Origin of the sequence: Streptomyces sp. NPDC089915 (assembly GCF_040684675.1) — a bacterium.
In the GTDB taxonomy this organism is placed as follows: Bacteria; Actinomycetota; Actinomycetes; order Streptomycetales; family Streptomycetaceae; genus Streptomyces.
Window position 1 is genome coordinate 1 of sequence record NZ_JBFBGN010000075.1, and the last position, 22878, is coordinate 22878.

The window sequence follows — 22878 nt, forward strand, 5'->3', positions numbered from 1 at the left end:
CTGCCGCTCATCGCGCTGCTCCTGGCCGTCACCACCGGCGGGTTCGGGGCCTCGGTCCTGGAATCCGTGGACGCGGCCCGCCTGGCCGGGGCCCATCTGTCCGCGGCCGACGCCCAGGCCCGCCGGGCCCTGGCCCGCGCCGAGGCCTGGGCGTCGGCCGCGGACAGCTCCACCGGCCCGGCCGGGGCGCTGACCCCGAGCCGCCACCCCGGCTGCGGGCCGGGCTCCCGGTCGGTGAGCAGGCGTACGCCGTCCCCGCGCGGGTCCAGCAGTACGGTGCCCAGCGCCGTCGCCAGGGCGTGCGGGTCGCCGCCGCCCCGGGCGCGGACGGCGTACCAGGGGCCCGGGGCGAGGGCGGCCGCCGGGTCGCCGTCCAGCAGGAGGCGGGTCAGCGCGGCCGCCTCCGCGCCGGCCGGGCGGCTCGCGGTGAGCAGGCTCAGCAGGACGGCGGCGACCGAGGCGATGGTGTGGTCGCCGGGGGCCCGCCCCGGGGTGGCCAGGACCAGCACCTGCCCGCCGCCGACCGCGTAGGCGGCCAGCTGGGTGCCGCCCAGGCTGTCGGTGGCGGTGGCCGCGCCCCCCGGAGCCACCCGCAGCGCCAGCCCGGCCAGCGCCCCCCGCACTTCGTCGCCGGGCTCCACCCCGGCGGTCGCCCTGACCGGCCGGATCCCGGAAGCCGACGCGGCTGCGGCATCGCCGCCCGTGCCGGTCTCGACGGTCGTGCCCGTCCCGGCAGCCCTGCGCCGATCCGCCGACGGCCCGGACCCAGGGGCCGTGTCGGCGGCGGCACCCGCAGGGCGGGGGCCCTGCCCCGCCGCGCCGGGCCACTCCCCGCCGGCCGCGCCCCCCGGCCCCGCCGCACCCGGCGGCCCCGGCTCCCACAGCGCCGCCCAGCCGCCCAGCGCCGTCGCCAGGCGGGACAGGACCGCCGGGACCGGGTCCGGGCGGGCGGCCGCCGAGGCCAGGGACTGCTGGGCCTCGGTGACGCGGCGGAGCTCGCGCGTGCGGGCCTCCGCCATCAGCCGCCACACCGTGCGGGCGACCGCCGTGAAGGGGGTCCCCGGCGGGACCTCCACCAGCGGCAGCCCGTACCGCTCGCACGCCTCGGCCAGACCGGCCGGCACCACCTCGTGCACCGGGGTCACGCCGAAGCCGAGCGCGGCGGCCCCGGCGCGGGCGAGCCGGTCCACGTAGGCGGCGGCCCCGGCCTCCGCCAGCGCGGACCCGGCCGTCAGCAGCAGCTCGCCGCCCAGCAGGTACGGCGACGGGTCCGCCATCTCGGAGGCGTGCACCCCGTGCACCTCCGCCACCGCCGGCCCGGCCAGGTGCCGCAGCCCGAGCCCCTGCTCCCCGAGCAGCCCCGCCAGCCCCACGGGCGGTGTCATCGGTTCCCCGGCGGGGGCCGAGGACGCCGCCTGCGGTCCGGTGCCGGGCGCCGAGAGGTCGGACATGGATACTCCATACATTTCAGCGCGGCCAGATGGATGAAACGTACCCTCCCCACCCCCGCGCGGCACGCTTACGCTCGAAGGACCGCACACAGCAGGAACACCGCAGGACCACCAGAAGGGCACCCCCCATGAGCACCGAGCAGAGCCCGCGCGGCCCCGTCGACTCCTCCCGCATCCCGCGCTACGCGGGCCCGGCGACCTTCGCCCGCCTGCCCCGCCTGGACGAGGTCGGCTCCGCCGACGTCGCCGTCGTCGGTGTGCCCTTCGACTCCGGTGTCTCCTACCGCCCCGGCGCCCGCTTCGGCGGCAACGCCATCCGCGAGGCCTCGCGCCTGCTGCGCCCGTACAACCCGGCGCAGGACGCCTCCCCGTTCGCCCTCGCGCAGGTCGCCGACGCCGGTGACATCGCGGTGAACCCCTTCAACATCAACGAGGCCGTCGAGACGGTCGAGGCCGCCGCCGACGAGCTCCTCGGCAACGGCTCCCGCCTGATGACCCTCGGCGGCGACCACACCATCGCCCTGCCCCTGCTGCGCTCGGTCGCCAAGAAGCACGGCCCGGTCGCCCTGCTGCACTTCGACGCCCACCTGGACACCTGGGACACCTACTTCGGCGCCGAGTACACCCACGGCACCCCGTTCCGCCGCGCCGTCGAGGAGGGCATCCTCGACACCGAGGCCCTCTCCCACGTCGGCACCCGCGGCCCGCTCTACGGCAAGCAGGACCTCGACGACGACGCCAAGATGGGCTTCGGCATCGTGACCTCGGCGGACGTCTACCGCCGCGGCGCCGACGAGATCGCCGACCAGCTGCGCCAGCGCATCGGCGACCGCCCGCTGTACATCTCCATCGACATCGACGTCCTGGACCCGGCCCACGCGCCCGGCACCGGCACGCCGGAGGCGGGCGGCATGACCTCCCGCGAGCTGCTGGAGATCATCCGCGGCCTGTCCTCCTGCAACCTCGTTTCCGCCGACGTGGTCGAGGTCGCCCCGGCGTACGATCACGCCGAGATCACCTCGGTCGCGGCCTCGCACACCGCGTACGAGCTCACCACGATCATGAGCCGCCAGATCGCCGCCTCGAAGGCGAAGTAACACCCGGCGAGGCGAGGCCCGGCGGCACCGCACGAAGGGCACGCAAGCACGTGACGCACGACCACGACCTGGTTCTCCGTCCCACCGAGGCGCAGACGGCGGCCGCCCTGGCCCCGCCGCCGGGCCGCACGGGCGGGGACCTGGTCGTGGAGACGCTGCGCGGCCTCGGCGCCACGACCGTCTTCGGTCTGCCGGGGCAGCACGCGCTGGCCCTCTTCGACGCCGTCGGCCGCTCGGACCTGCGCCTGGTCGGCCTGCGGACGGAGAACAACGCGGGCTTCGCCGCCGACGCGTACGGCCGCCTCACGGGCGAGGCGGTCCCGCTGCTGCTGTCCACGGGCCCCGGGGCGCTCATGTCCCTGCCGGCCCTCGCGGAGGCGGCGGCCGCCTCGGCCCCCGTCCTCGCCCTCTCCTCCCAGGTCCCCTCCGCGGGCCTGGGCGGGGGACGGCGCGGCCACCTGCACGAGCTGCGCGAGCAGTCCGCGTCCTTCCGCGACGTGGTGAAGTCCGTGCACATCGCCCGCACCCCCTCCCAGATCCCCTCGGTCGTCGCCGAGGCCTGGGAGTCGGCCCTCACCGCCCCGCACGGGCCCGTCTGGGTGGAGATCCCCGAGGACGTGCTCCGCGCCGAGACGGTGATCCCGCAGGTCACGGGCATGGACGCGAGCCCGCACGAACTGGCCCCGCGCCCCGAGCTGACGGCGGTCGCGGCGCACTGGCTGAGCCGGGCCTCCCGGCCGGTGATCATCGCGGGCGGCGGTGTGGTCCGCGCCGATGCGGCGGGCAAGCTCAGGCAGCTCGCGGAGCGGCTGAACGCCCCCGTGGTCACCACCTTCGGCGGCAAGGGCGCCTTCCCCTGGACGCACCCGCTCTCCCTCCAGTCCTGGCTGGAGGACCGCCACATGACCGACTTCCTGGAGGACGCCGACGTCCTCCTCGTCGTGGGTTCGGGCCTGGGGGAACTCAGCTCCAACTACCACACGTTCTTCCCCACGGGCCGGGTCGTCCAGATCGAGGCCGACCTCGGCAAGCTGGAGTCCAACCACCCGGCGCTCGGCATCCACGCGGACGCCCGCCTGGCCCTCCAGGCCCTCCTGGAGACCGTCGAACCGCGCGAGGACGCGGACGCCCCCGCCCGGGTCCGCGCGGTCCTGGATGCCGTCGCCGCCCGCCTGGCCGCCCAGGACCTCACCCTGGAGCAGGAGCTCCTGGCCTCGATCCGCTCCGCCCTCCCGGCCCGCTCCCCGTCCTTCTGGGACATGACGATCCTGGCCTACTGGGCCTGGTCCGCCTTCGACGCCCGGCACCCCAACACCATGCACTCGGCCCAGGGCGCCGGCGGCCTCGGCTACGCCTTCCCCGCCGCCCTCGGAGCCGCGCTCGCCGAGCCGGGCACCCCGGTCCTGGCGGTCTCCGGCGACGGCGGCGCCATGTACTCCGTCGCCGAGCTGGCCACCGCGAAGCAGTACGACCTCGACGTCACCTGGCTGATCGTCGACGACGGCGGCTACGGGATCCTGCGCGAGTACATGACGGACGCCTTCGACGGCCGCACGGCCGGCACCGAGCTCACCCGCCCCGACTTCACCGCCCTGGCCGCCTCCTTCGGCGTCCCGGCGGCCACCACCACCCCGGCCACCCTCCGCGAGGACCTGGCCAAGTCGCTCGCCACCCCGGGCCCCTCACTCCTCGTCCTCCCGGCCACCCTGAAGATGTTCGCCCCGACCCACCTGGGCTAGAGAGGGGGCGCTCCGGGCCGCTTCGGCCTATGCTTCATATGCGCCGAGCCTAGGAGGCATATATGTCGAACCTCTACGTCGACGTCGACGACGAAGCGCTGGCCGAGGCCGCGTCGATACTGGGCACCAAGACGAAGAAGGACACGGTCAACGCGGCGCTGCTCGAAGTCGCGAAGCGGCACCGCCGACTCCGTGCCTTGGAGCGGCTCGCCCAGATGGGTGAACGCGGGGACTTCGACCTCCTCCTGGACAAGGAGAACTACCGGCGGTGAGCCCGGTCACCCATCTCATCGACACGTCGGCCGTGGCCCGGATCCTGACCGACCCGGCCGTGCGCAAGCCCCTCAGCCGCCACCTCGTCGAAGGCGTGATCGGCATCTGCGAGGTCACCGAGCTGGAGATCCTCTACTCGGCGCGCTCCCTGGCCGACCGGCTGGACAAGGAAGACCTGCTCGCGGAGCTGTTCAACCGGGTCCCCGTCCCCGACGGCGTGTACCAGCGTGCCCGGTCCGTGCAGCGGATGCTCACCGACCGGGGCGAGCACCGCAGTGCGGGACCCGTCGACCTCATGGTGGCGGCCACCGCCGAGCTGGCCGGTCTGACCCTGCTCCACCACGACAAGGACTTCGAGACGATCGCCCGCGTCACGGGCCAGCCGGTCGTCTGGGTGGGGCGCCCGGGAGCCCCCGGCACGGCCTGACCCGACCTGACCCGTCCGGCCGCTCCCCGCGTGCGCCGGAGGCGCCGTACGCGCATGTTCGAAATGTTGCGGCGGGATGAAATCCGCCGGTCGGAGCGTTGGGGGTCTCGGCAGGACAGGACCTACGGGGAGGCACCCACGTGACGGCGGCAGGAGAGAAACAGGGCTGGGGCAGGCGGCTGGCCGCCTACACCTGGCGGTACAGGCTCAACGTGCTGCTCGCGCTCGGCTCCTCACTGGCCGGCATGGCCGTCATGGCGCTCGTCCCGCTCGTCACCCGCGTCATCATCGACGACGTCATCGGCGACGGGACCAAGGAGATGGGCCCCTGGGCCGGACTCCTCATAGGCGCCGCCCTGCTCGTCTACGCCGCCACCTACGTGCGCCGCTACTACGGCGGCCGCCTCGCCCTCGACGTGCAGCACGACCTGCGCACCGACATGTACGCCACCATCGCCCGCCTGGACGGGCGGCGGCAGGACGAGCTGTCGACCGGGCAGGTCGTCGGGCGGGCCACCAGCGACCTCCAGCTGATCCAGGGCCTGCTCTTCATGCTGCCGATGACCATCGGCAACTTCCTGCTCTTCGGCATATCCCTGGCCGTCATGGTCTGGCTGTCGCCGCTGCTGACCGTGGTCGCGCTGCTGATGGCCCCCGCCCTCTGGTTCATCGCCAAGCGCAGCCGCAAGAAGCTCTTCCCCGCCACCTGGTACGCCCAGGGCCAGGCCGCCGCCGTCGCCACCGTCGTCGACGGGGCCGTCACCGGCGTCCGCGTGGTCAAGGGGTTCGGGCAGGAGGAGCAGGAGACCGACAAGCTCCGCGCGGCCGGCCGCCGGCTCTTCGGCGGGCGGATCCGCGCCATCCGGCTCAACTCCCGCTACACCCCCGCCCTCCAGGCCGTCCCCGCGCTCGGCCAGGTCGCCATGCTGGCCCTCGGCGGCTGGCTGGCCACCCAGGGGCACATCACCCTCGGCACCTTCGTCGCCTTCTCCACCTACCTCGCGCAGCTGGTCGGCCCCGTCCGCATGCTCGCCATGGTGCTCACCGTCGGCCAGCAGGCCCGGGCCGGCGTGGAGCGGGTCTTCGAGCTCATCGACACCGAACCGGTGATCCGGGAGGGGACGCGGGAGCTGCCCGCCGACGCCCCCGCCACCGTCGAGTTCGAGGACGTCCGCTTCGGCTACGATCCCGAGCGGCCCGTCCTCGACGGGTTCTCGCTCGCCGTCGCCGAGGGCGAGACCGTCGCCGTCGTCGGGGCCTCCGGCTCCGGCAAGTCCACCGTCTCGCTGCTCCTGCCCCGGTTCTACGACGCCGACCACGGCACCGTCCGCGTCGGCGGCCACGACGTGCGCGAGCTGACGTACGACTCCCTGCGCGCCGCCATCGGCCTGGTCCCCGAGGACTCCTTCCTCTTCTCCGACACCATCCGGGCCAACCTGGCCTACGGCCGTCCGGACGCCACCGAGGAGGAGATACGCGCGGCCGCCCGCGCGGCCCAGGCGGAATCGTTCATCCTGGCCCTCCCCACCGGCTACGACACCAAGGTCGGCGAACAGGGCCTGACCCTCTCCGGCGGCCAGCGCCAGCGCATCGCGCTCGCCCGCGCCCTCCTCACCGACCCCCGGCTCCTCCTCCTCGACGACGCCACCTCCGCCGTCGACGCCCGCGTCGAGCACGAGATCCACGAGGCGCTGCGCGCCGTGATGGCCGGCCGGACCACCCTGCTGATCGCCCACCGCCGCTCCACCCTCGCCCTCGCCGACCGGATCGCCGTACTCGACGGCGGGCGGCTCGCCGACCTCGGCACCCACGAGGAACTGGAGCGCCGCTCCGCCCTCTACCGCCGCCTGCTGACCGACCCCGAGGCCCTCGGCGCCGGCTCCCCGCGCACCCCCGACGCCCCCTCCATGACCGAGTTCGAACGCGACGTCGAGCGCGACCTCGAACGGGACATCGAGCTGGAGGCCGAGATCGACTCCGAGCCGGTCAACGCCAAGCGGCGGGTGGCCGACGGGGTCACCCCCGAGCTGTGGCGGCGCCGCGAGGAGAACGCGGGCGCGCCCGGGACGGCCCCCGGCCTGCCCGGTGCCACCCCCGAACTGCTCGCCCAGGTCGCCGCCCTGCCGCCCGTCGACGACCGGCCGCAGGTGGACGAGGACCGGGCCGCCGCCCCCGAGGACGGCTACGGACTGCGCCGCCTGCTGCGCGGCTTCTGGGGCGTGCTCGCCGTCAGCCTCGGCCTCGTCGCCCTCGACGCGGGCGCCGGCCTGCTCCTGCCCGTGCTGATCCGGCACGGCATCGACCAGGGTGTCGAGAAGGCCGCCCTGGGAGCGGTGTGGGCCGCCGCCGGCCTCGCACTGGTCCTCGTGCTCGCCCAGTGGGCCGCCCAGTTCGCCGAGACCCGGATGACCGGCCGCACCGGCGAGCGCGTGCTCTACGCCCTCCGCGTCAAGATCTTCGCCCAGCTCCAGCGCCTCGGCCTGGACTACTACGAGCGCGAGCTCACCGGCAAGATCATGACCAGGATGACCACCGACGTGGACTCCCTGTCCAGCTTCCTGCAGACCGGGCTGGTCACCGCCGTCGTCTCCGTCCTCACCTTCTTCGGCATCCTGGTCGCCCTGCTCGTCCTCGACGTCGAACTCGCGCTGATCGTCTTCGCGACCCTGCCCGTGCTGGTCCTCGCCACGGTCGTCTTCCGCCGCAAGTCGGTCGCCGCGTACGAGCTCGCCCGCGACCGGGTCGGCCTGGTCAACGCCGACCTCCAGGAGTCCGTCGCCGGACTGCGCCTGGTGCAGGCCTTCCGCCGCCAGCACTCCGGGGCCGAGCGCTTCGCCGAGCGCAGCGACTCCTACCGGCAGGCGCGGGTGCGCGGCCAGTGGCTGATATCGGTCTACTTCCCCTTCGTCCAGCTGCTGTCCTCGGGCGCGGCGGCGGCCGTGCTGATCGTCGGCGCGGGCCGGGTCGAGGCCGCCACCCTGACCACCGGCGCGCTGGTCGCCTACCTGCTCTACATCGACCTGTTCTTCGCCCCGGTCCAGCAGCTCTCCCAGGTCTTCGACGGCTACCAGCAGGCCACCGTCTCCCTCGGCCGCATCCAGGGCCTGCTGCGCGAGCCCACCACCACCCCGGCCCCGGCCGAGCCCCGCGAGGTCACCGCCCTGCGCGGCGAGATCGCCTTCGAGGACGTGCGCTTCGCGTACGCCACCGCCGAGGAGCGCGGCGAGAAGGGCGAGGCGCTGGGCGGCATCAGCCTGCGGATACCCGCCGGGCAGACCGTCGCCTTCGTCGGCGAGACCGGCGCCGGGAAGTCCACGCTGGTCAAGATGGTGGCCCGGTTCTACGACCCGACCTCGGGCCGGGTCACCGCCGACGGCACCGACCTGCGGGAGCTCGACCTGACGGCGTACCGCCACCGGCTGGGGGTCGTCCCCCAGGAGTCGTACCTCTTCCCGGGGACCGTCCGCGACGCCATCGCCTACGGGCGGCCCGGGGCGTCCGACGCCGAGGTGGAGGCGGCCGCCCGCGCGGTCGGCGCCCACGAGATGATCGCCACCCTCGACGGCGGCTACCTCCACACCGTCACCGAGCGCGGCCGCAACCTCTCCGCGGGCCAGCGCCAGCTGATCGCCCTGGCCCGCGCGGAGCTCGTCGACCCCGACGTGCTGCTCCTCGACGAGGCCACCGCGGCCCTGGACCTGGCCACGGAGGCGCAGGTCAACCAGGCCACCGACCGGCTCGCGGGCAAGCGCACCACCCTGGTGGTGGCCCACCGGCTGACCACCGCCGCCCGCGCGGACCGGGTGGTGGTCATGGACCGCGGCCAGGTCGTCGAGGACGGCAGCCACGCCGAGCTGCTGGCCAGGGGAGGCCGCTACGCCGTGCTGTGGCGGACCTTCATCGGCGAGGACGAGCCGGCCGCGGCCGCGTAGCGGAGCCCCTCAGGAGTACGCCCCAGGCGTACGCCCCAGGAGTACGCCCCGGGTATCAGAGCTCGCCGAAGAGCAGATTGCCCGGGGCGTCCTCGTCGTCACCGGTGTAGTACTCGCGGACCGCGTCGAGGAGCTCGTCCACCGACAGGTACCCGTCGTGGTTCTTGTCGATCCGCGCGAAGAGGACGTCGGCGTCGGCCGGCTCCAGCCGGGTGTCGAAGGCCAGCTGCGCCGTGTGGAACTCCTCGGGGCTGATGTGCCCGTCCCCGTTGGTGTCGACGACCGTGAGGATCGCCTTCATCATCGGCCGGAAGGACTTCTCGTACGCCGGGCCGCCGTCCTTGTAGAGGCGGGTCATCCCGTCCCGGTACTGGCCGGGGGTCAGCTTCTGGTCCTGGCCCACGCCCAGCTCGTTGAAGAGGTCCACCCAGAAGTCGGTGAGCCCGCGGAACACCTCGGCCGCCTTGGGGGAGTCGGCGGGCTCGGCCAGCGCCGTCAGCAGCCGGGAGCCGAGCGCGATCATGTCCTTCTCGTCGATCACGCCGTTGTCGTCCGCGTCCAGGTGCGCGAACGCGCGCTCCAGCTTCCGGTCGAGCAGGTCGGTCGTCATGGGAGGACGCCTTTCGTGGCTACGTTGAGCATGCGGTCGGTCGCCTAGAGTAGTGCAACCTTCCGGAGGTCCTGCGCGTCGTACGTCAGTACGTGTTACGTACGACGGATCGGGGGGTCAGGGTGTCTCAGGGGTGGAAGGCGCGGGGGCGGGGCGTGTCCCCGGCGGTGTTCGGGGCGGCGCTGTGGCTGGCCGCGGCCGGGATCTTCGCGGCGGCGCCCCCGGCGGCGGCCGCGACCGGGAACTGTCCGGGCGACCTGGTCAGGACGCTCCCGCTGCCGGGCGCCGAGGTGCGCGTGTACAAGAGCCGCACCCAGGTCTGCGCGGTGAACGTGGCCCTGAACCCGGGGGAGCGCCGCCACCTGGCGGTGAGCGTCCAGCCGCGCGGCGGGGTCCCCGTGGGCGATGCGGGGCAATTCACCCGCTACGCGGGCCCCGTCACCGTCGGTGCGATCAGCCGATGTGTGTATGTAAGGGGGAGTGTGGCGGCCGGATCCGTGGAATCCGGCTGGATCCTGTGCTGACGCAGCGGCCCAACCGGTACTGTTCACGGCCCTGTTGGCCCCGCTAGGTTCACGGCGACCACCAGTGGACTGAATGGGGAGAGTGCATGCGCAAGACGCTTGGCCGGCTGCTGCCGCTCACGGTGCTCATCGGCGCCCTCGGTACGACCGGTCTGACGGCTCAGGCGGCCACCGCCGCAGAGCCGGCCGCCGCCGCGCCGACCACCGCCGGGCAGGGCACCACCGCGGACATCAAGGACCGGATCCTCGCCATCCCGGGCATGAGCCTGATCGAGGAGAAGCCCTACCCCGGCTACCGGTTCTTCGTGCTGAACTACGAGCAGCCGATCGACCACCGGCAGCCGTGGAAGGGCACCTTCAAGCAGCGCATCACCCTGCTGCACAAGGACGAGTCCCGGCCGACGGTGTTCTACACCTCCGGCTACAACGTCAACACCAGCCCGCGCCGCGCCGAGCCGACGACCATAGTCGACGGCAACCAGGTGTCCATGGAGTATCGATTCTTCAACCCGTCCCGCCCCGACCCGGCGGACTGGTCGAAGCTCGACATCTGGCAGGCGGCCAGCGACCAGCACCGGATCTTCACCGCCCTGAAGAAGATCTACACCAAGAACTGGCTCGCCACCGGCGGCAGCAAGGGCGGTATGACGGCGACGTACTTCGAGCGCTTCTACCCGCGCGACATGGACGGGGTCGTCGCCTACGTCGCGCCCAACGACGTCGTCAACAAGGAGGACTCGGCCTACGACCGCTTCCTCTCCAAGGTCGGCACCAAGGAGTGCCGCGACAAGCTGGCCGGCGTCCAGCGCGAGGCCCTCATCCGCCGCGAGCCGCTGGAGGCCAAGTACAAGGAGGCCGCCGCCGCCAACGGCTGGACCTTCAACACCGTCGGCAGCCTGGACAAGGCCTTCGAGGCCGTCGTCCTCGACTACACCTGGGCCTTCTGGCAGTACAGCCTGCTCTCCGACTGCGCCGCGATCCCGGACGCCAAGACCGCGACCGACCAGCAGATCTGGGACAGCGTCGACACCATCTCCGGCTTCTCGGCCTACGCCGACCAGGGCCTGGAGACGTTCACGCCGTACTACTACCAGGCCGGCACCCAGCTCGGCTCGCCCGACATCAAGCAGCCCTGGCTGAAGGACCTGACCCGCTACGGCTACCAGCCGCCGCGCAGCTTCGTGCCGCGCGACATCCCCATGGCCTTCCAGCCCGGGGCCATGGCGGACGTGGACAACTGGGTGCGGAACAACGCCCACCAGATGCTGTTCGTGTACGGGCAGAACGACCCGTGGGGCGCCGAGCCCTTCCACATCGGGTACGGGGCGACCGACAGCTACGTGATGACCGCCCCCGGCGCCAACCACGGGGCCAACGTCGCCAAGCTCCAGGACGGCGAGAAGGCCCTGGCCACCGCGCGGATCCTGCAGTGGGCCGGAGTGGCCCCCGCCGCGAACGTGTTCGGCACGCAGAAGACCGCCGCCCCGCAGGCCGCCCCGCTGGCCGCCCCGGACCCGGAGCTCGACCGGACCGACCTGCGCCGCGACTCGCTGAGGCCGTAGCGGACGTCCGCCCGGCGGCCCCGCCGGGCCGCGGGCCGGAGTGCCTCAGTACTCCAGCCCGTGGCCCAGCGGGTAGCGGCCCGGGACCGGGACGGGCAGGCGGCCCGACGGCCGCTCCGCGCCCGTCAGCACCCGGGCCGCCGCCCGCAGTTCCACGTCCGTCCAGGTGTAGGTGGCCAGCTCCGCCGCGCACGCGGGCAGCCGGGCCGGGTCGTACGGGTTGCGGACCGCCACCAGCACCACCGGCACCCCCGTCGCGACCAGGTCCGCCACCAGCGTCCGCTGCGGGCTCTCCCCCTCCGGGACGTTGTACGTGCACACCAGCACCGCCGCGTTGCCCGGCGCGGCCGCCACCGCCCGCTCCGGCGGCAGGGCCTGCGCCCGGCAGCCCAGGGCCGTCAGCTCCCGCGCCAGGACCGTCGTCGGGGGTCCCGTCGTACCCGTGGGGGAGGCCGGGTCCGCCCCCGTCACCAGCAGCCGGGGCGCCGCCGACGCGTCCAGGGGCAGCAGCCCGCGCGGGTTGGCCAGCAGCGTGGTCGTCCCGGCGGCGACCGCGTCGGCCGCCGCCAGGTGCTCCCGGGTGCCCACCAGCGCGTCCACCCGCTCCTCGTCGGCGTACGGGTCCTCGAACAGGCCCCGGCGGGCCTTGACCTCCAGGATCCGCAGCACCGACTCCTCGACCCGCTCCCGGGTGAGCTCGCCCGAACCGACGGCCGCCAGCACGCTGCGGTACGCCAGCCCCAGGTCGGGCGCGTTCAGCAGCTGGTCGCAGCCCGCCTTGAGGGCCAGGACCGGCACCCGGTCGTCCCCGTACTTCTGGCGGACCCCGGCCATGTCCAGGGCGTCGGTCACCACCACCCCCCGGAAGCCGAGGCGTTCGCGCAGGATGCCCGTCACGATCGGCCGCGAGAGGGTCGCCGGGTCCCCCGAGGGGTCGAGCGCGGGGAAGACGATGTGCGCCGTCATCACCACGTTCGCGCCCGCCTCCACCGCCGCCCGGAACGGCGGCTCGTCCAGCTCCTCCCACTGCGCGCGGCTGTGCCGCATCACCGGCAGCCCGATGTGGCTGTCGGTCTCGGTGTCCCCGTGCCCCGGGAAGTGCTTCGCCGTCGCGGCCACCCCCGCCCCCTGGTAGCCGCGCACCTGGGCGGCGGCCAGCTCCGCCACCGCGTCCGGGTCGGAGCCGAAGGAGCGGACGCCGATCACCGGATTGGCCGGGTTCACGTTGACGTCGGCCACCGGCGCGTAGTCCTGCCGGACGCCCATCGCGGCCAGCTCGGCCCCCGCCACCCGGGCCGCCCGGCGGGCGTCGGCGGCGGAGCCGCCCGCACCCAGCGCCATCGCCCCGGGCAGCAGGGTCGCGGGGCGGCCGATCCGGGCGACGGCGCCGTGTTCCTGGTCGACGGAGAGCAGCAGCGGGATCCCGGCGCCGGAGCCGGCCGCGGCCCGCTGGAGGCCGTTGGAGAGGGCGGCGATCTGGCGCGGGGAGCGGGTGTTGTGCGCCCAGGCGAAGTAGACGATCCCGCCCAGGTGGTAGCGGGCCACCAGTTCGGCGGCGGTGCGCACGCCGAACTGGGCCCGGTTCAGCTCCGCGTCGGCCGGGTCGGGATCGGTCGCCGAATGCCCGTACGCCCGCGACACGAACAGCTGCCCCACCAGTTCGGGCAGCTCCATCGAGGCCACCAGCGCGCGCAGCCGGGTCCGGTCCGGGCGGCGGGCCGGGGGGCCCTCGGGGGAGCGGGGGTCGTCGGGGGTGCGGGGGGAGCCCGTGGCGGAGGCGGCGGCGCCGGCGGCCGAGGCGGCGGCCATGGCCGCGGCGGCGAGCAGGGCCCGGCGGGAGGCTTGGTACGGCACCCCCGGGACCCTACTCCCGCTCCGCGCCCCGCGTCCCGGGGACACTCGGCCCGTCCCCCGGAAGCAGGCCCGCCACGGCCGGCCAGTGCTCCCGCAGGGTGCGGACGGTCTCGGTGATCGCGGGGCGGCGGGCGGCGCCGGTCCGCCACAGGGCGTACAGCCGGCGGACGGGGACCGGCTCCAGGGGGACGGCCACCGCGCCGGGCGGCAGCGGTCCGGTGCCCAGCCGGGGCACGACCGCGATCCCGAGCCCGGCCGCGACGAGGGCGACGATGGTGTGGTTCTCCTCGGCCATGTGCGCGATGTCCGGCTCGAACCCGGCCGTGCGCAGGGTCCGCGTCAGCCAGTCGTGGCAGACCCGTCCCGGGGGCTGGCACACCCAGCGCTGGCCGCCGAGGTCCGCCCGCCGGACGAGGCGCCGGGCGGTGAAGGGGTGTCCGGCCGGGACCACCAGATCGCAGCGGTCGTGGCCGATCAGGGCCTGCTCCACGCCCTCGGGGGCGGGCATCGGGGCGATGTCCCAGTCGTGGGCCACCGCCAGGTCGGTGACGCCCCGGGCCACCAGGTCCACCGAGAGGTGCGGGTCCACCTCCGTGAGGCGTACGTCCAGCGCCGGATGGCGGGCGGCCAGGTCGGCCAGGACCCCCGGGAGCAGTCCGCGCGCCGACGAGGCGAAGGCGGCCACCGTCAGCAGCCCGCTGGGGCGGCCGCGCCGCTCCTCCAGGGTGGTCTCGGCCCGCTCGACGATCGCCAGCAACTCCTGGGCGGTCTCCGCCAGATGGCGGGCCTCCTCGGTGAGGGCGACCCCGCGTCCGCGCCGCTCCAGGAGGGTGGTGCGGGTCTCCCGCTCCAGTTTGCCGATCTGCTGGGAGACGGCGGAGGGGGTGTAGCCGAGGGCGGCGGCCGCGGCGGCGACGGAGCCGTGGACGGAGACGGCGTGCAGGGCGCGCAGCCGGGGCAGGTCGAGCATCCGGCCATCGTAGGGGCGCGGGACGGGAATCGTAAGGGCTGCTTCATCTATCCCGGAAGACATGCGCGCTGGTGCTACATGGTGGGGGCGGCCGATGCTCGGAGCATGCGTCCCGTACACACCGCTCTCGCCGTACTCGTCGCCGCCGTCTGGGGGTTCAACTTCGTCGTCATCCAGATCGGGCTCGGCCACTTCCCGCCGCTGCTGCTGTCCGCCCTGCGCTTCCTCGTCGCCGCGCTGCCCGCCGTCTTCTTCGTGGGGAGGCCCAAGGTCGCCTGGAAGTGGATCGTGGGGGTCGGGGTGGCCCTGGGCATCGCCAAGTTCGGGCTGCTGTTCACGGGGATGGCCGCCGGGATGCCGGCCGGGCTGTCCTCGCTGGTGCTCCAGGTCCAGGCGGTGTTCACCGCCGTCCTCGCCGCCGCGGTGCTGCGCGAGCGGCCCGGGCCGGTGCGGCTGCTGGGCATGGCCGTGGCGCTGGCCGGGATCGCGGTCGCCGCCGTGGACACGGGCCTGTCCGGGCCGGCGACCGGGTTCACGCTGGTCGTGGCGGCCGCCGCCTGCTGGGGCGTGTCCAACGTGCTCACCCGCAAGGCGGCCCCGCCCGACGCGCTGAACTTCATGGTGTGGGTGTGCACCGTCCCCGTGATCCCGCTGTTCGCCCTGTCGCTGCTGCTGGAGGGGCCGGAGCGGGACCTGGCCGCGCTGCGCGCCCTGGACTGGTCCGGGGTGGCCGTCATCGGCTACGTCGCCTGGGTGTCGACGGTGTTCGGCTTCGGGGCCTGGGGCTACCTGCTGCGCCGCTACCCGGCCTCCGCGGTGGCGCCGTTCTCGCTGCTGGTGCCGGTGTTCGGGATGTCCTCGGCCGCGCTGGTGCTCGGGGAGCCGGTCTCGGGGCCGCGCTGGCTGGCGGCGGTGCTGCTGGTCGGCGGGGTGGGCCTGACCTCGCTCGCCCCCGCGGGCGGGCGGCGGGGCGCGGCGGCGCCGGTCGCCGGCGCGCCGGCCGGAGCGGCCGCATCCGGCGCTCCCGCCGGGGCGGCCGTGGCCGGTCCCGCGCGGTGAGGACCGGCCCGGGTCGCGCCGGGCGGAGCAGGTCCCGCGCGGTGAGGGGACCCGGGGGCGGCCGGCCGGTGCTCCGGGCGGCCGCCCCCGGGCGGGGGTGCGCCGGGCCGTACGGGGGTCGGTTCCCGGGGTGCTACTTCTTGCCGCCGCCGAGGATCTGCCCCAGCAGGTCGCCGAGGCCGCCGCCCGCGCCCGGGGCGGCCCCCGGGGCCGGGGCGCCCGCCGACGGTGCGCCCTTGTCGGCGGCGCGCTTGGCGAAGACGGCCAGCAGGACGGGGATCAGCATCTCGATGACCCGGGCGACCGTCGCGGCGGGGATGCCCGTCTTCTTCGACACCGCCTCGGCGACCGGCTTGCTCACCTTGCTCAGGACCCCGGCCATCATCCCGCCGCCGAGCAGCCCGCCGAGCCCGCCGCCGAGGGTGGACACGCCCTGGAGGGGCGGCTGGGCCACTTCCGCGAAGGCCTGGCGGACCTCGTCGTCCCCGCCCTCGGCCTTCTCCTGGAGGCCGCCCGTCAGCGTGCCGACGGTCGTCGAGACCACGTCCTGCGCGCCCGCCTGGTCGGTGCCCAGCAGGGAGGCGATCTCGGTCAGCCGGTCGTCGCCGAGCTCATTGATCACGTCGTCCTGGAAGGAGGATTCGCTCATGCCTGGAACGCTACGTGTGCACGGATTTATCGGCATCTCAGAGCGACCCCCGGGCCACCGTCGGTAACGGAAAGGTAAAGCTGTGATTCCGCATGCAACCCTCCGGACCGGTCGCGGGTCGTATGGTGCGTCGGGACTTCCGGGAGGGGATCCGGGGGGATCGGGAAGTCCGACGAGGGAGGGGTAACCGTGAGGGGGTCCGGCCGCGAGGCCGGACCCCCTTTCGTTTCTCCACAGCCCCCGCCGGCCTTCGTCCACAGGCCCCGGCGGGCTGTCGGCGGGGGACGGTAGCTTCGTGCCATGGCGAACAACGGGGCGGTGCAACTTGCGGTGGTCGAGGGGGTGCTGGAGCGCATCACCTACGCCAACGAGGAGAGCGGCTACACGGTCGCCCGGGTCGACACGGGCCGGGGGTCCGGCGATCTGCTGACCGTCGTCGGCTCGTTGCTCGGCGCGCAGCCCGGCGAGTCCCTGCGCATGGAGGGCCGCTGGGGCTCGCACCCGCAGTACGGCAGACAGTTCAGCGTCGAGAACTACTCGACGGTCCTGCCCGCCACCATCCAGGGCATCCGGCGCTACCTGGGCTCCGGCCTGATCAAGGGCATCGGCCCGCGGATCGCCGACCGGATCGTGGAGCACTTCGGCCTCGACACCCTCGACGTCATCGAGGGGGAGCCGAAGAGGCTGATCGAGGTACCGGGCCTGGGCCCCAAGCGGACGAAGCTGATCGCCGCCGCCTGGGAGGAGCAGAAGGCCATCAAGGAGGTCATGGTCTTCCTCCAGGGCGTCGGGGTCTCCACCTCCATCGCCGTCCGCATCTACAAGAAGTACGGGGACGCCTCCATCTCGGTGGTGCGCAACCAGCCGTACCGGCTCGCGGCCGACGTATGGGGCATCGGCTTCCTCACCGCCGACCGCATCGCCCAGGCCGTCGGCATCCCGCACGACAGCCCCGACCGGGTCAGGGCCGGGCTCCAGTACGCCCTGTCCCAGTCCGCCGACCAGGGCCACTGCTTCCTCCCGCAGGAGCGGCTCATCTCCGACGGGGTCAAGCTGCTCCAGGTGGACACCGGGCTGGTCATCGAGTGCCTGGCCGAGCTCGCCGCCGATCCGGAGGGGGTCGTACGGGAGTCCGTGCCCGATCCCCAGGGCGGCCCGGACCCGCTCACCGCGGTCTACCTCGTCCCCTTCCACCGGGCCGAACTGTCGCTGGCGGGCCAGGTCCGCCGGCTGCTGGATGCCGAGGAGGACCGGATGCCCGGCTTCCGGGACGTGGACTGGGAGAAGGCCCTGGGCTGGCTGGCGGCGCGCACCGGGGCCGCCCTCGCCCCCGAGCAGCGGGACGCGGTCCGGCTGGCGCTGACCCGCAGGGTCGCCGTCCTCACCGGCGGGCCGGGCTGCGGGAAGTCCTTCACCGTGCGCTCCATCGTGGAGCTGGCCCGGGCCAAGAAGGCCAAGGTGGTGCTCGCCGCCCCCACCGGCCGGGCGGCGAAGCGGCTGTCCGAGCTCACCGGCGCCGAGGCCTCCACGGTGCACCGGCTGCTGGAGCTCAAACCGGGCGGGGACGCCGCGTACGACCGGGACCGGCCGCTGGACGCCGACCTGGTCGTGGTCGACGAGGCCTCGATGCTGGACCTGCTGCTCGCCAACAAGCTGGTCAAGGCCGTGGCCCCGGGGGCGCACCTGCTGCTGGTCGGCGATGTGGACCAGCTGCCCTCGGTCGGCGCGGGCGAGGTGCTGCGGGACCTGCTCGCCGAGGGCGGGCCGGTGCCCGCCGTCCGGCTCACCCGCATCTTCCGGCAGGCGCAGCAGTCGGGGGTGGTCACCAACGCCCACCGCATCAACACGGGGGCGCCGCCGATCACCGACGGGCTGCCGGACTTCTTCCTCTTCCCCGAGGAGGACACCGAGGCGGCGGGCGTCCTCGCCGTGGACGTCGCGGCCCGCCGGATCCCCGCCAGATTCGGGCTCGACCCGCGCCGCGACATCCAGGTGCTCGCTCCCATGCACCGGGGACCGGCCGGCGCGGGCCACCTGAACGGGCTCCTCCAGCAGGTCATCACCCCGGCCAGGCCGGACGTGCCCGAGAAGCGGTTCGGCGGCCGGGTCTTCAGAGTGGGTGACAAGGTCACCCAGATCAGGAACAACTATGAGAAGGGCGCCAATGGCGTCTTCAACGGCACCGTGGGTGTGGTGACCGCTATCGACTCGGACGAGCAGCGCTTGACGGTCCGTACGGAGGAGGACGAGGAAGTGGGGTACGAGTTCGCCGAGCTGGACGAGCTGGCCCACGCCTACGCCGTCACCATCCACCGCTCCCAGGGGAGTGAATATCCGGCGGTCGTGATCCCGGTCACGACCGGGGCTTGGATGATGCTCCAGCGGAACCTGCTCTACACCGCTGTGACCAGGGCGAAGAAACTCGTCGTCCTCGTCGGGTCGCGCAAGGCCCTCGGACAGGCCGTGCGCACTGTTTCCGCAGGCAGGAGGTTCACGGCGGTCGCCGCCAGGCTCGCCGGACGCATACCGGTGGGAAACATCACCTAGATGATCGATCATTTGGGTTCCCACAAGCGCCGCGGGCAGGGCAGGATGTGCAGGTTGACGGCACTCAGTGCCGTCAAAAAGACCAAAGGCCGACCCCGAGTGCACTCTCCTGCGCCAAATGGGGGAAGGTAGAGGCAGTCAGGGCACCTCGAAGAAGAGGCACTACGTCGGTGAGGGATGACGTGAGCGACAACTCTGTAGTACTCCGGTACGCGGACGGCGAATACACCTACCCGGTGATCGAGAGCACCGTCGGTGACCAGGGCTTCGACATCGCGAAGCTGAGGGCCCAGACCGGGCTCGTCACTCTGGACAGCGGCTACGGCAACACGGCCGCCTACAAGTCCGCGATTACCTACCTCGACGGTGAGCAGGGCATCCTGCGCTACCGCGGCTACCCGATCGAGCAGCTGGCGGAGCGCTCGACCTTCATCGAGGTCGCCTACCTCCTGATCAACGGTGAGCTCCCGACCGTCGACCAGCTCGCGTCGTTCCGCAACGAGATCACCCAGCACACCCTGCTGCACGAGGACGTCAAGCGGTTCTACGACGGCTTCCCGCGCGACGCCCACCCGATGGCCATGCTGTCCTCGGTCGTCAGCGCGCTGTCCACCTTCTACCAGGACAGCCACAACCCGTTCGACGAGAAGCAGCGCCACCTCTCGACGATCCGCCTGCTGGCCAAGCTCCCGACGATCGCGGCCTACGCGTACAAGAAGTCGGTCGGCCACCCGGTGGTCTACCCGCGTAACGACCTCGGTTACGTCGAGAACTTCCTGCGCATGACCTTCTCCGTGCCGGCCCAGGAGTACGAGCTCGACCCGGTCGTGGTCTCCGCGCTCGACAAGCTGCTGATCCTGCACGCGGACCACGAGCAGAACTGCTCGACCTCCACCGTGCGCCTGGTCGGCTCCTCGCAGGCGAACATGTTCGCCTCGATCTCCGCCGGCATCTCGGCCCTGTGGGGCCCGCTGCACGGCGGCGCCAACCAGTCCGTCCTCGAGATGCTGGAAGGCATCAAGAACGACGGCGGCGACGTCGACGCCTTCATCCGCAAGGTGAAGAACAAGGAGGACGGCGTCCGCCTGATGGGCTTCGGGCACCGCGTCTACAAGAGCTTCGACCCCCGGGCGAAGATCATCAAGGCCGCGGCGCACGACGTCCTCTCGGCGCTCGGCAAGAGCGACGAACTGCTGGACATCGCGCTCAAGCTGGAGGAGCACGCGCTCGCCGACGAGTACTTCGTCTCGCGCAACCTCTACCCGAACGTGGACTTCTACACCGGTCTGATCTACCGGGCCATGGGCTTCCCGACCGAGATGTTCACCGTGCTGTTCGCGCTCGGCCGCCTCCCCGGCTGGATCGCCCAGTGGCACGAGATGATCAAGGAGCCCGGCTCCCGCATCGGCCGTCCGCGCCAGATCTACACCGGCGAGGTCCTGCGCGACTTCGTCCCGGTCGAGGCCCGCTGAACCTGAGCCCCCAGGGCCCGGAGACGCGAAAAGCGCCCCGCCGTCGATCCCCCCACGGGTCGACGGTCGGGGCGCTTTCCTTTCCCCGGCGGCGGATTCCCCCCACGGGACCCGCGCCGGGGCGTCGGTGTGTGCCGGGACCCGTTCGGGTCGGGAGGGCCGCTCAAAGCTTCCCGAGGGCACGCGTCCCGGCCGGCGGATGCCGCGGACGTCCCCCAAGACCTCCGTGAAACATCCCCCAAGATGTTTCTGGCATCGCCCCATTAGACCCGGGACGACCCCGGATGGTTACGTTGTCATCACTGTGATCTGCGTCTCCAGTGAAGGATCTGTGGAGGCCCCGGGGAGGGCCGCTAGCGGAACGAGCGCAGCCGCAGGCTGTTGGTCACCACGAAGACCGAGGAGAAGGCCATCGCGGCCCCCGCGATCATGGGGTTGAGCAGGCCCGCCGCGGCCAGCGGCAGGGCGGCCACGTTGTAGCCGAAGGCCCAGAACAGGTTGCCCTTGATGGTGGCCAGGGTCCGGCGCGAGAGCCGGATGGCGTCGGCCGCCACCCGCAGGTCCCCCCGTACCAGGGTCAGGTCGCCGGCCTCGATGGCGGCGTCGGTGCCGGTGCCCATGGCCAGGCCCAGGTCGGCCCGGGCCAGGGCGGCCGCGTCGTTGACCCCGTCGCCCACCATGGCGACCGTGCGGCCCTCGGCCTGGAGCCGCCTGACCACCTCGACCTTGTCCTGCGGGAGCACCTCGGCGATCACCTCGTCGATGCCCACCTCACGGGCCACCGATTCGGCCACCGCCCGGTTGTCGCCGGTCAGCAGGACCGGGGTCAGGCCGAGCGCCCGCAGCCGGGCCACGGCCTCGGCGCTGGTCGGCTTCACGGCGTCGGCCACGGTCAGCAGCCCGCGGGCCTCGCCGTCCCAGGCGACCAGGACCGCCGTGCTCCCGGAGGCCTCGGCCGCCGCCCGGGCCCCGGCGAGGCCGTCCGGCAGGGTGATCCCCCGCTCGGCCAGCAGCCGTTCGCGTCCCACGAGGACGGAGCGGCCCTCGACCACGCCCCGGACGCCCAGCCCCGCGAGGTTGTCGAAGCCCTCGGGGACCGGCAGCCCGCCCTCCGCCCCGGCCGCCCCGGCCGCCTCGGCGGCCGCGGCGGCGACGGCCCGGGCGATCGGGTGCTCGGAGGCGTGCTCCAGGGCCCCGGCGAGCCGCAGCAGCTCCTTCTCGTCGACCCCGTCGGCGGGGTGCACCCCGGACAGGGCCATCCGGCCGGTGGTCACCGTCCCGGTCTTGTCCAGGACGACGGTGTCCACGGCGCGGGTGGACTCCAGCACCTCCGGCCCCTTGATCAGGATGCCCAGCTGGGCGCCCCGCCCGGTGCCGACCATCAGGGCGGTCGGGGTGGCCAGGCCCAGCGCGCAGGGGCAGGCGATGATCAGGACGGCCACGGCGGCGGTGAAGGCGGCGGTGGCGTCGTCGGTGATCAGCAGCCAGGCGACCCAGGTGCCGAGCGCGAGCAGCAGGACGACGGGGACGAAGACCCCGGAGATCCGGTCGGCGAGCCGCTGCACCTCGGCCTTGCCGTTCTGCGCCTCCTCGACCATCTCGGCCATCCGGGCCAGCTGGGTGTCGGCCCCGACCCGGGTGGCCTCCACCACGAGCCGGCCGGAGGCGTTGACGGTGGCGCCGGTGACCGGGTCCCCGACCGTCACCTCGACGGGGACGGACTCGCCGGTCAGCATCGAGGCGTCCACGGCCGAGGAGCCCTCCACCACCCGGCCGTCGGTGGCGATCTTCTCCCCGGGCCGGACCACGAACCGGTCGCCCGCCGCGAGGTCGCCCACCGCGATCCGCACCTCCCGGCCGTCCCGCAGTACGGCCACGTCCTTGGCGCCCAGCTCCAGCAGGGCCCGCAGGGCCGCGCCGGCCTTCCGCTTGGAACGGGCCTCCAGGTAGCGGCCGAGCAGGATGAAGGTGACGACCCCCGCCGCGACCTCCAGGTAGAGGGCGGAGGAGCCGTCGGTGCGGGTGACGGTGAGGTCGAAGCCGTGCCGCATGCCGGTCATGCCCGCGTGCCCGAAGAACAGGGCCCACAGGGACCAGGCGTACGAGGCCAGCGTGCCCACCGAGACCAGGGTGTCCATGGTGGCGGCGCCGTGCCGGGCGTTGGTCCAGGCGGCCCGGTGGAAGGGCAGGGCGCCCCAGACCACGACGGGGGAGGCCAGGGTCAGGCACAGCCACTGCCAGTCGTCGAACTGCAGGGCGGGCACCATCGAGAGCAGGACGACGGGCAGGGCCAGGGCGGCGGACACCAGCAGCCGCTGCCGCAGGGCGGCGAGGGCGGGGTCGGCCTCGGACCCGGCGCGCGGGTCCGGTCCGCCGGCGGGTCCGGGCGCGGGCGCCGGCGGCGGGGGCTCCTCGGCCGTGTACCCGGTCCGGACCACCGTGGCGATCAGGTCGGCCACCTCGACGCCGTCGCCGTAGGAGACGCGCGCCTTCTCGGTGGCGTAGTTGACCGTGGCGCTGACCCCGTCCATCCGGTTCAGCTTCTTCTCGACGCGGGCCGCGCAGGAGGCGCAGGTCATTCCGCCGATGGTCAGCTCGACCTCGGTTATGGGCCCCTCGTGGACCGTGCTGCTGCTCATGTCCCGCTCCGGGGGAAGGGCCGGGCCGCACGGTCCAGTCGGGGGCTGGCGGGTACGGCCCGGCGGGGTGTCG

Annotated in this window: 16 protein-coding genes; 10 read left to right on the plus strand and 6 right to left on the minus strand. The window is 73.6% G+C overall.

Annotated features, from left to right (window positions below; all coding sequences use genetic code 11):
• Nucleotides 1-1451 (minus strand): PucR family transcriptional regulator ligand-binding domain-containing protein (locus AB0O29_RS21910; protein WP_365153773.1); only part of this gene is annotated, 1451 nt, incomplete at its 3' end.
• Between the two features lie 128 nt (nucleotides 1452-1579).
• Here AB0O29_RS21910 and speB point away from each other — a divergent pair.
• From speB to AB0O29_RS21935, 5 genes are all read left to right on the plus strand, one after another.
• Nucleotides 1580-2548, plus strand: coding sequence for an agmatinase (gene speB / locus AB0O29_RS21915; RefSeq protein WP_365153775.1), 969 nt, complete (start codon nucleotides 1580-1582; stop codon nucleotides 2546-2548).
• A 50-nt stretch (nucleotides 2549-2598) separates the two neighbouring features.
• The gene (locus AB0O29_RS21920; protein ID WP_365153777.1) at nucleotides 2599-4287 is read left to right on the plus strand and encodes a thiamine pyrophosphate-binding protein; all 1689 of its coding nucleotides are present in this window, start codon (nucleotides 2599-2601) and stop codon (nucleotides 4285-4287) included.
• A gap of 62 nt (nucleotides 4288-4349) precedes the next feature.
• The gene (locus AB0O29_RS21925; protein ID WP_079427092.1) at nucleotides 4350-4559 is read left to right on the plus strand and encodes a type II toxin-antitoxin system VapB family antitoxin; all 210 of its coding nucleotides are present in this window, start codon (nucleotides 4350-4352) and stop codon (nucleotides 4557-4559) included.
• On the plus strand, nucleotides 4556-4987 hold the full coding sequence (locus AB0O29_RS21930) for a PIN domain nuclease (RefSeq protein ID WP_365153779.1): 432 nt from the start codon (nucleotides 4556-4558) through the stop codon (nucleotides 4985-4987). Before AB0O29_RS21925 ends, AB0O29_RS21930 begins: the two co-directional genes overlap by 4 nt.
• A 140-nt stretch (nucleotides 4988-5127) precedes the next feature.
• A complete protein-coding gene (locus AB0O29_RS21935; protein ID WP_365153781.1) occupies nucleotides 5128-8919 on the plus strand; it encodes an ABC transporter ATP-binding protein in 3792 nt (1263 codons plus the stop codon).
• A 55-nt stretch (nucleotides 8920-8974) separates the two neighbouring features.
• Here the strand turns inward: AB0O29_RS21935 and AB0O29_RS21940 are convergent, their stop codons facing one another.
• Nucleotides 8975-9529 (minus strand): EF-hand domain-containing protein, encoded by a 555-nt coding sequence (locus tag AB0O29_RS21940; RefSeq protein WP_365153783.1) that lies wholly within the window; start codon nucleotides 9527-9529, stop codon nucleotides 8975-8977.
• A 155-nt stretch (nucleotides 9530-9684) separates the two neighbouring features.
• Between AB0O29_RS21940 and AB0O29_RS21945 the strand changes: the two genes are divergently transcribed.
• Nucleotides 9685-10053 (plus strand): hypothetical protein, encoded by a 369-nt coding sequence (locus tag AB0O29_RS21945; protein WP_365153785.1) that lies wholly within the window; start codon nucleotides 9685-9687, stop codon nucleotides 10051-10053.
• Between the two features lie 86 nt (nucleotides 10054-10139).
• Entirely contained in the window at nucleotides 10140-11615 is a 1476-nt protein-coding gene (locus AB0O29_RS21950; protein WP_365153787.1) for a S28 family serine protease, read from the plus strand.
• Nucleotides 11616-11660: 45 nt separating this feature from the next.
• Here the strand turns inward: AB0O29_RS21950 and AB0O29_RS21955 are convergent, their stop codons facing one another.
• Entirely contained in the window at nucleotides 11661-13424 is a 1764-nt protein-coding gene (locus tag AB0O29_RS21955) for a glycoside hydrolase family 3 N-terminal domain-containing protein (protein ID WP_365153818.1), read from the minus strand.
• Between the two features lie 55 nt (nucleotides 13425-13479).
• Nucleotides 13480-14439 (minus strand): LysR substrate-binding domain-containing protein, encoded by a 960-nt coding sequence (locus AB0O29_RS21960; protein WP_365153789.1) that lies wholly within the window; start codon nucleotides 14437-14439, stop codon nucleotides 13480-13482.
• 105 nt (nucleotides 14440-14544) lie between these two features.
• Here AB0O29_RS21960 and AB0O29_RS21965 point away from each other — a divergent pair, with 105 nt between their 5' ends.
• Nucleotides 14545-15498 carry an EamA family transporter gene (locus tag AB0O29_RS21965; protein WP_365153791.1) on the plus strand — a complete coding sequence of 318 codons (954 nt, stop codon included), beginning with the start codon at nucleotides 14545-14547 and terminating at the stop codon, nucleotides 15496-15498.
• A gap of 133 nt (nucleotides 15499-15631) precedes the next feature.
• On the opposite strand, the gene AB0O29_RS21970 is transcribed toward AB0O29_RS21965, so the two are convergent.
• On the minus strand, nucleotides 15632-16147 hold the full coding sequence (locus AB0O29_RS21970) for a DUF937 domain-containing protein (RefSeq protein ID WP_365153793.1): 516 nt from the start codon (nucleotides 16145-16147) through the stop codon (nucleotides 15632-15634).
• A gap of 300 nt (nucleotides 16148-16447) precedes the next feature.
• Between AB0O29_RS21970 and AB0O29_RS21975 the strand changes: the two genes are divergently transcribed.
• Both AB0O29_RS21975 and AB0O29_RS21980 read left to right on the plus strand, forming a co-directional pair.
• A complete protein-coding gene (locus AB0O29_RS21975) occupies nucleotides 16448-18694 on the plus strand; it encodes an ATP-dependent RecD-like DNA helicase (RefSeq protein ID WP_365153795.1) in 2247 nt (748 codons plus the stop codon).
• 182 nt (nucleotides 18695-18876) lie between these two features.
• Nucleotides 18877-20166, plus strand: a complete 1290-nt coding sequence (locus tag AB0O29_RS21980) for a citrate synthase (protein ID WP_365153797.1) — start codon at nucleotides 18877-18879, stop codon at nucleotides 20164-20166.
• A 353-nt stretch (nucleotides 20167-20519) separates the two neighbouring features.
• Here the strand turns inward: AB0O29_RS21980 and AB0O29_RS21985 are convergent, their stop codons facing one another.
• Entirely contained in the window at nucleotides 20520-22805 is a 2286-nt protein-coding gene (locus tag AB0O29_RS21985; RefSeq protein ID WP_365153799.1) for a heavy metal translocating P-type ATPase, read from the minus strand.
• Nucleotides 22806-22878 lie beyond the last annotated feature (73 nt).

Coding starts and splice junctions, on each gene's coding strand:
- AB0O29_RS21970 (WP_365153793.1), bottom strand. CDS start 16,147: ATGAGCGAATCCTCCTTCCAGGACGACGTGATCAATGAGCTCGGCGAC.
- AB0O29_RS21925 (WP_079427092.1), top strand. CDS start 4,350: ATGTCGAACCTCTACGTCGACGTCGACGACGAAGCGCTGGCCGAGGCC.
- AB0O29_RS21965 (WP_365153791.1), top strand. CDS start 14,545: ATGCGTCCCGTACACACCGCTCTCGCCGTACTCGTCGCCGCCGTCTGG.
- AB0O29_RS21940 (WP_365153783.1), bottom strand. CDS start 9,529: ATGACGACCGACCTGCTCGACCGGAAGCTGGAGCGCGCGTTCGCGCAC.
- speB (WP_365153775.1), top strand. CDS start 1,580: ATGAGCACCGAGCAGAGCCCGCGCGGCCCCGTCGACTCCTCCCGCATC.
- AB0O29_RS21975 (WP_365153795.1), top strand. CDS start 16,448: ATGGCGAACAACGGGGCGGTGCAACTTGCGGTGGTCGAGGGGGTGCTG.
- AB0O29_RS21955 (WP_365153818.1), bottom strand. CDS start 13,424: ATGGCCGCCGCCTCGGCCGCCGGCGCCGCCGCCTCCGCCACGGGCTCC.
- AB0O29_RS21985 (WP_365153799.1), bottom strand. CDS start 22,805: ATGAGCAGCAGCACGGTCCACGAGGGGCCCATAACCGAGGTCGAGCTG.
- AB0O29_RS21950 (WP_365153787.1), top strand. CDS start 10,140: ATGCGCAAGACGCTTGGCCGGCTGCTGCCGCTCACGGTGCTCATCGGC.
- AB0O29_RS21960 (WP_365153789.1), bottom strand. CDS start 14,439: ATGCTCGACCTGCCCCGGCTGCGCGCCCTGCACGCCGTCTCCGTCCAC.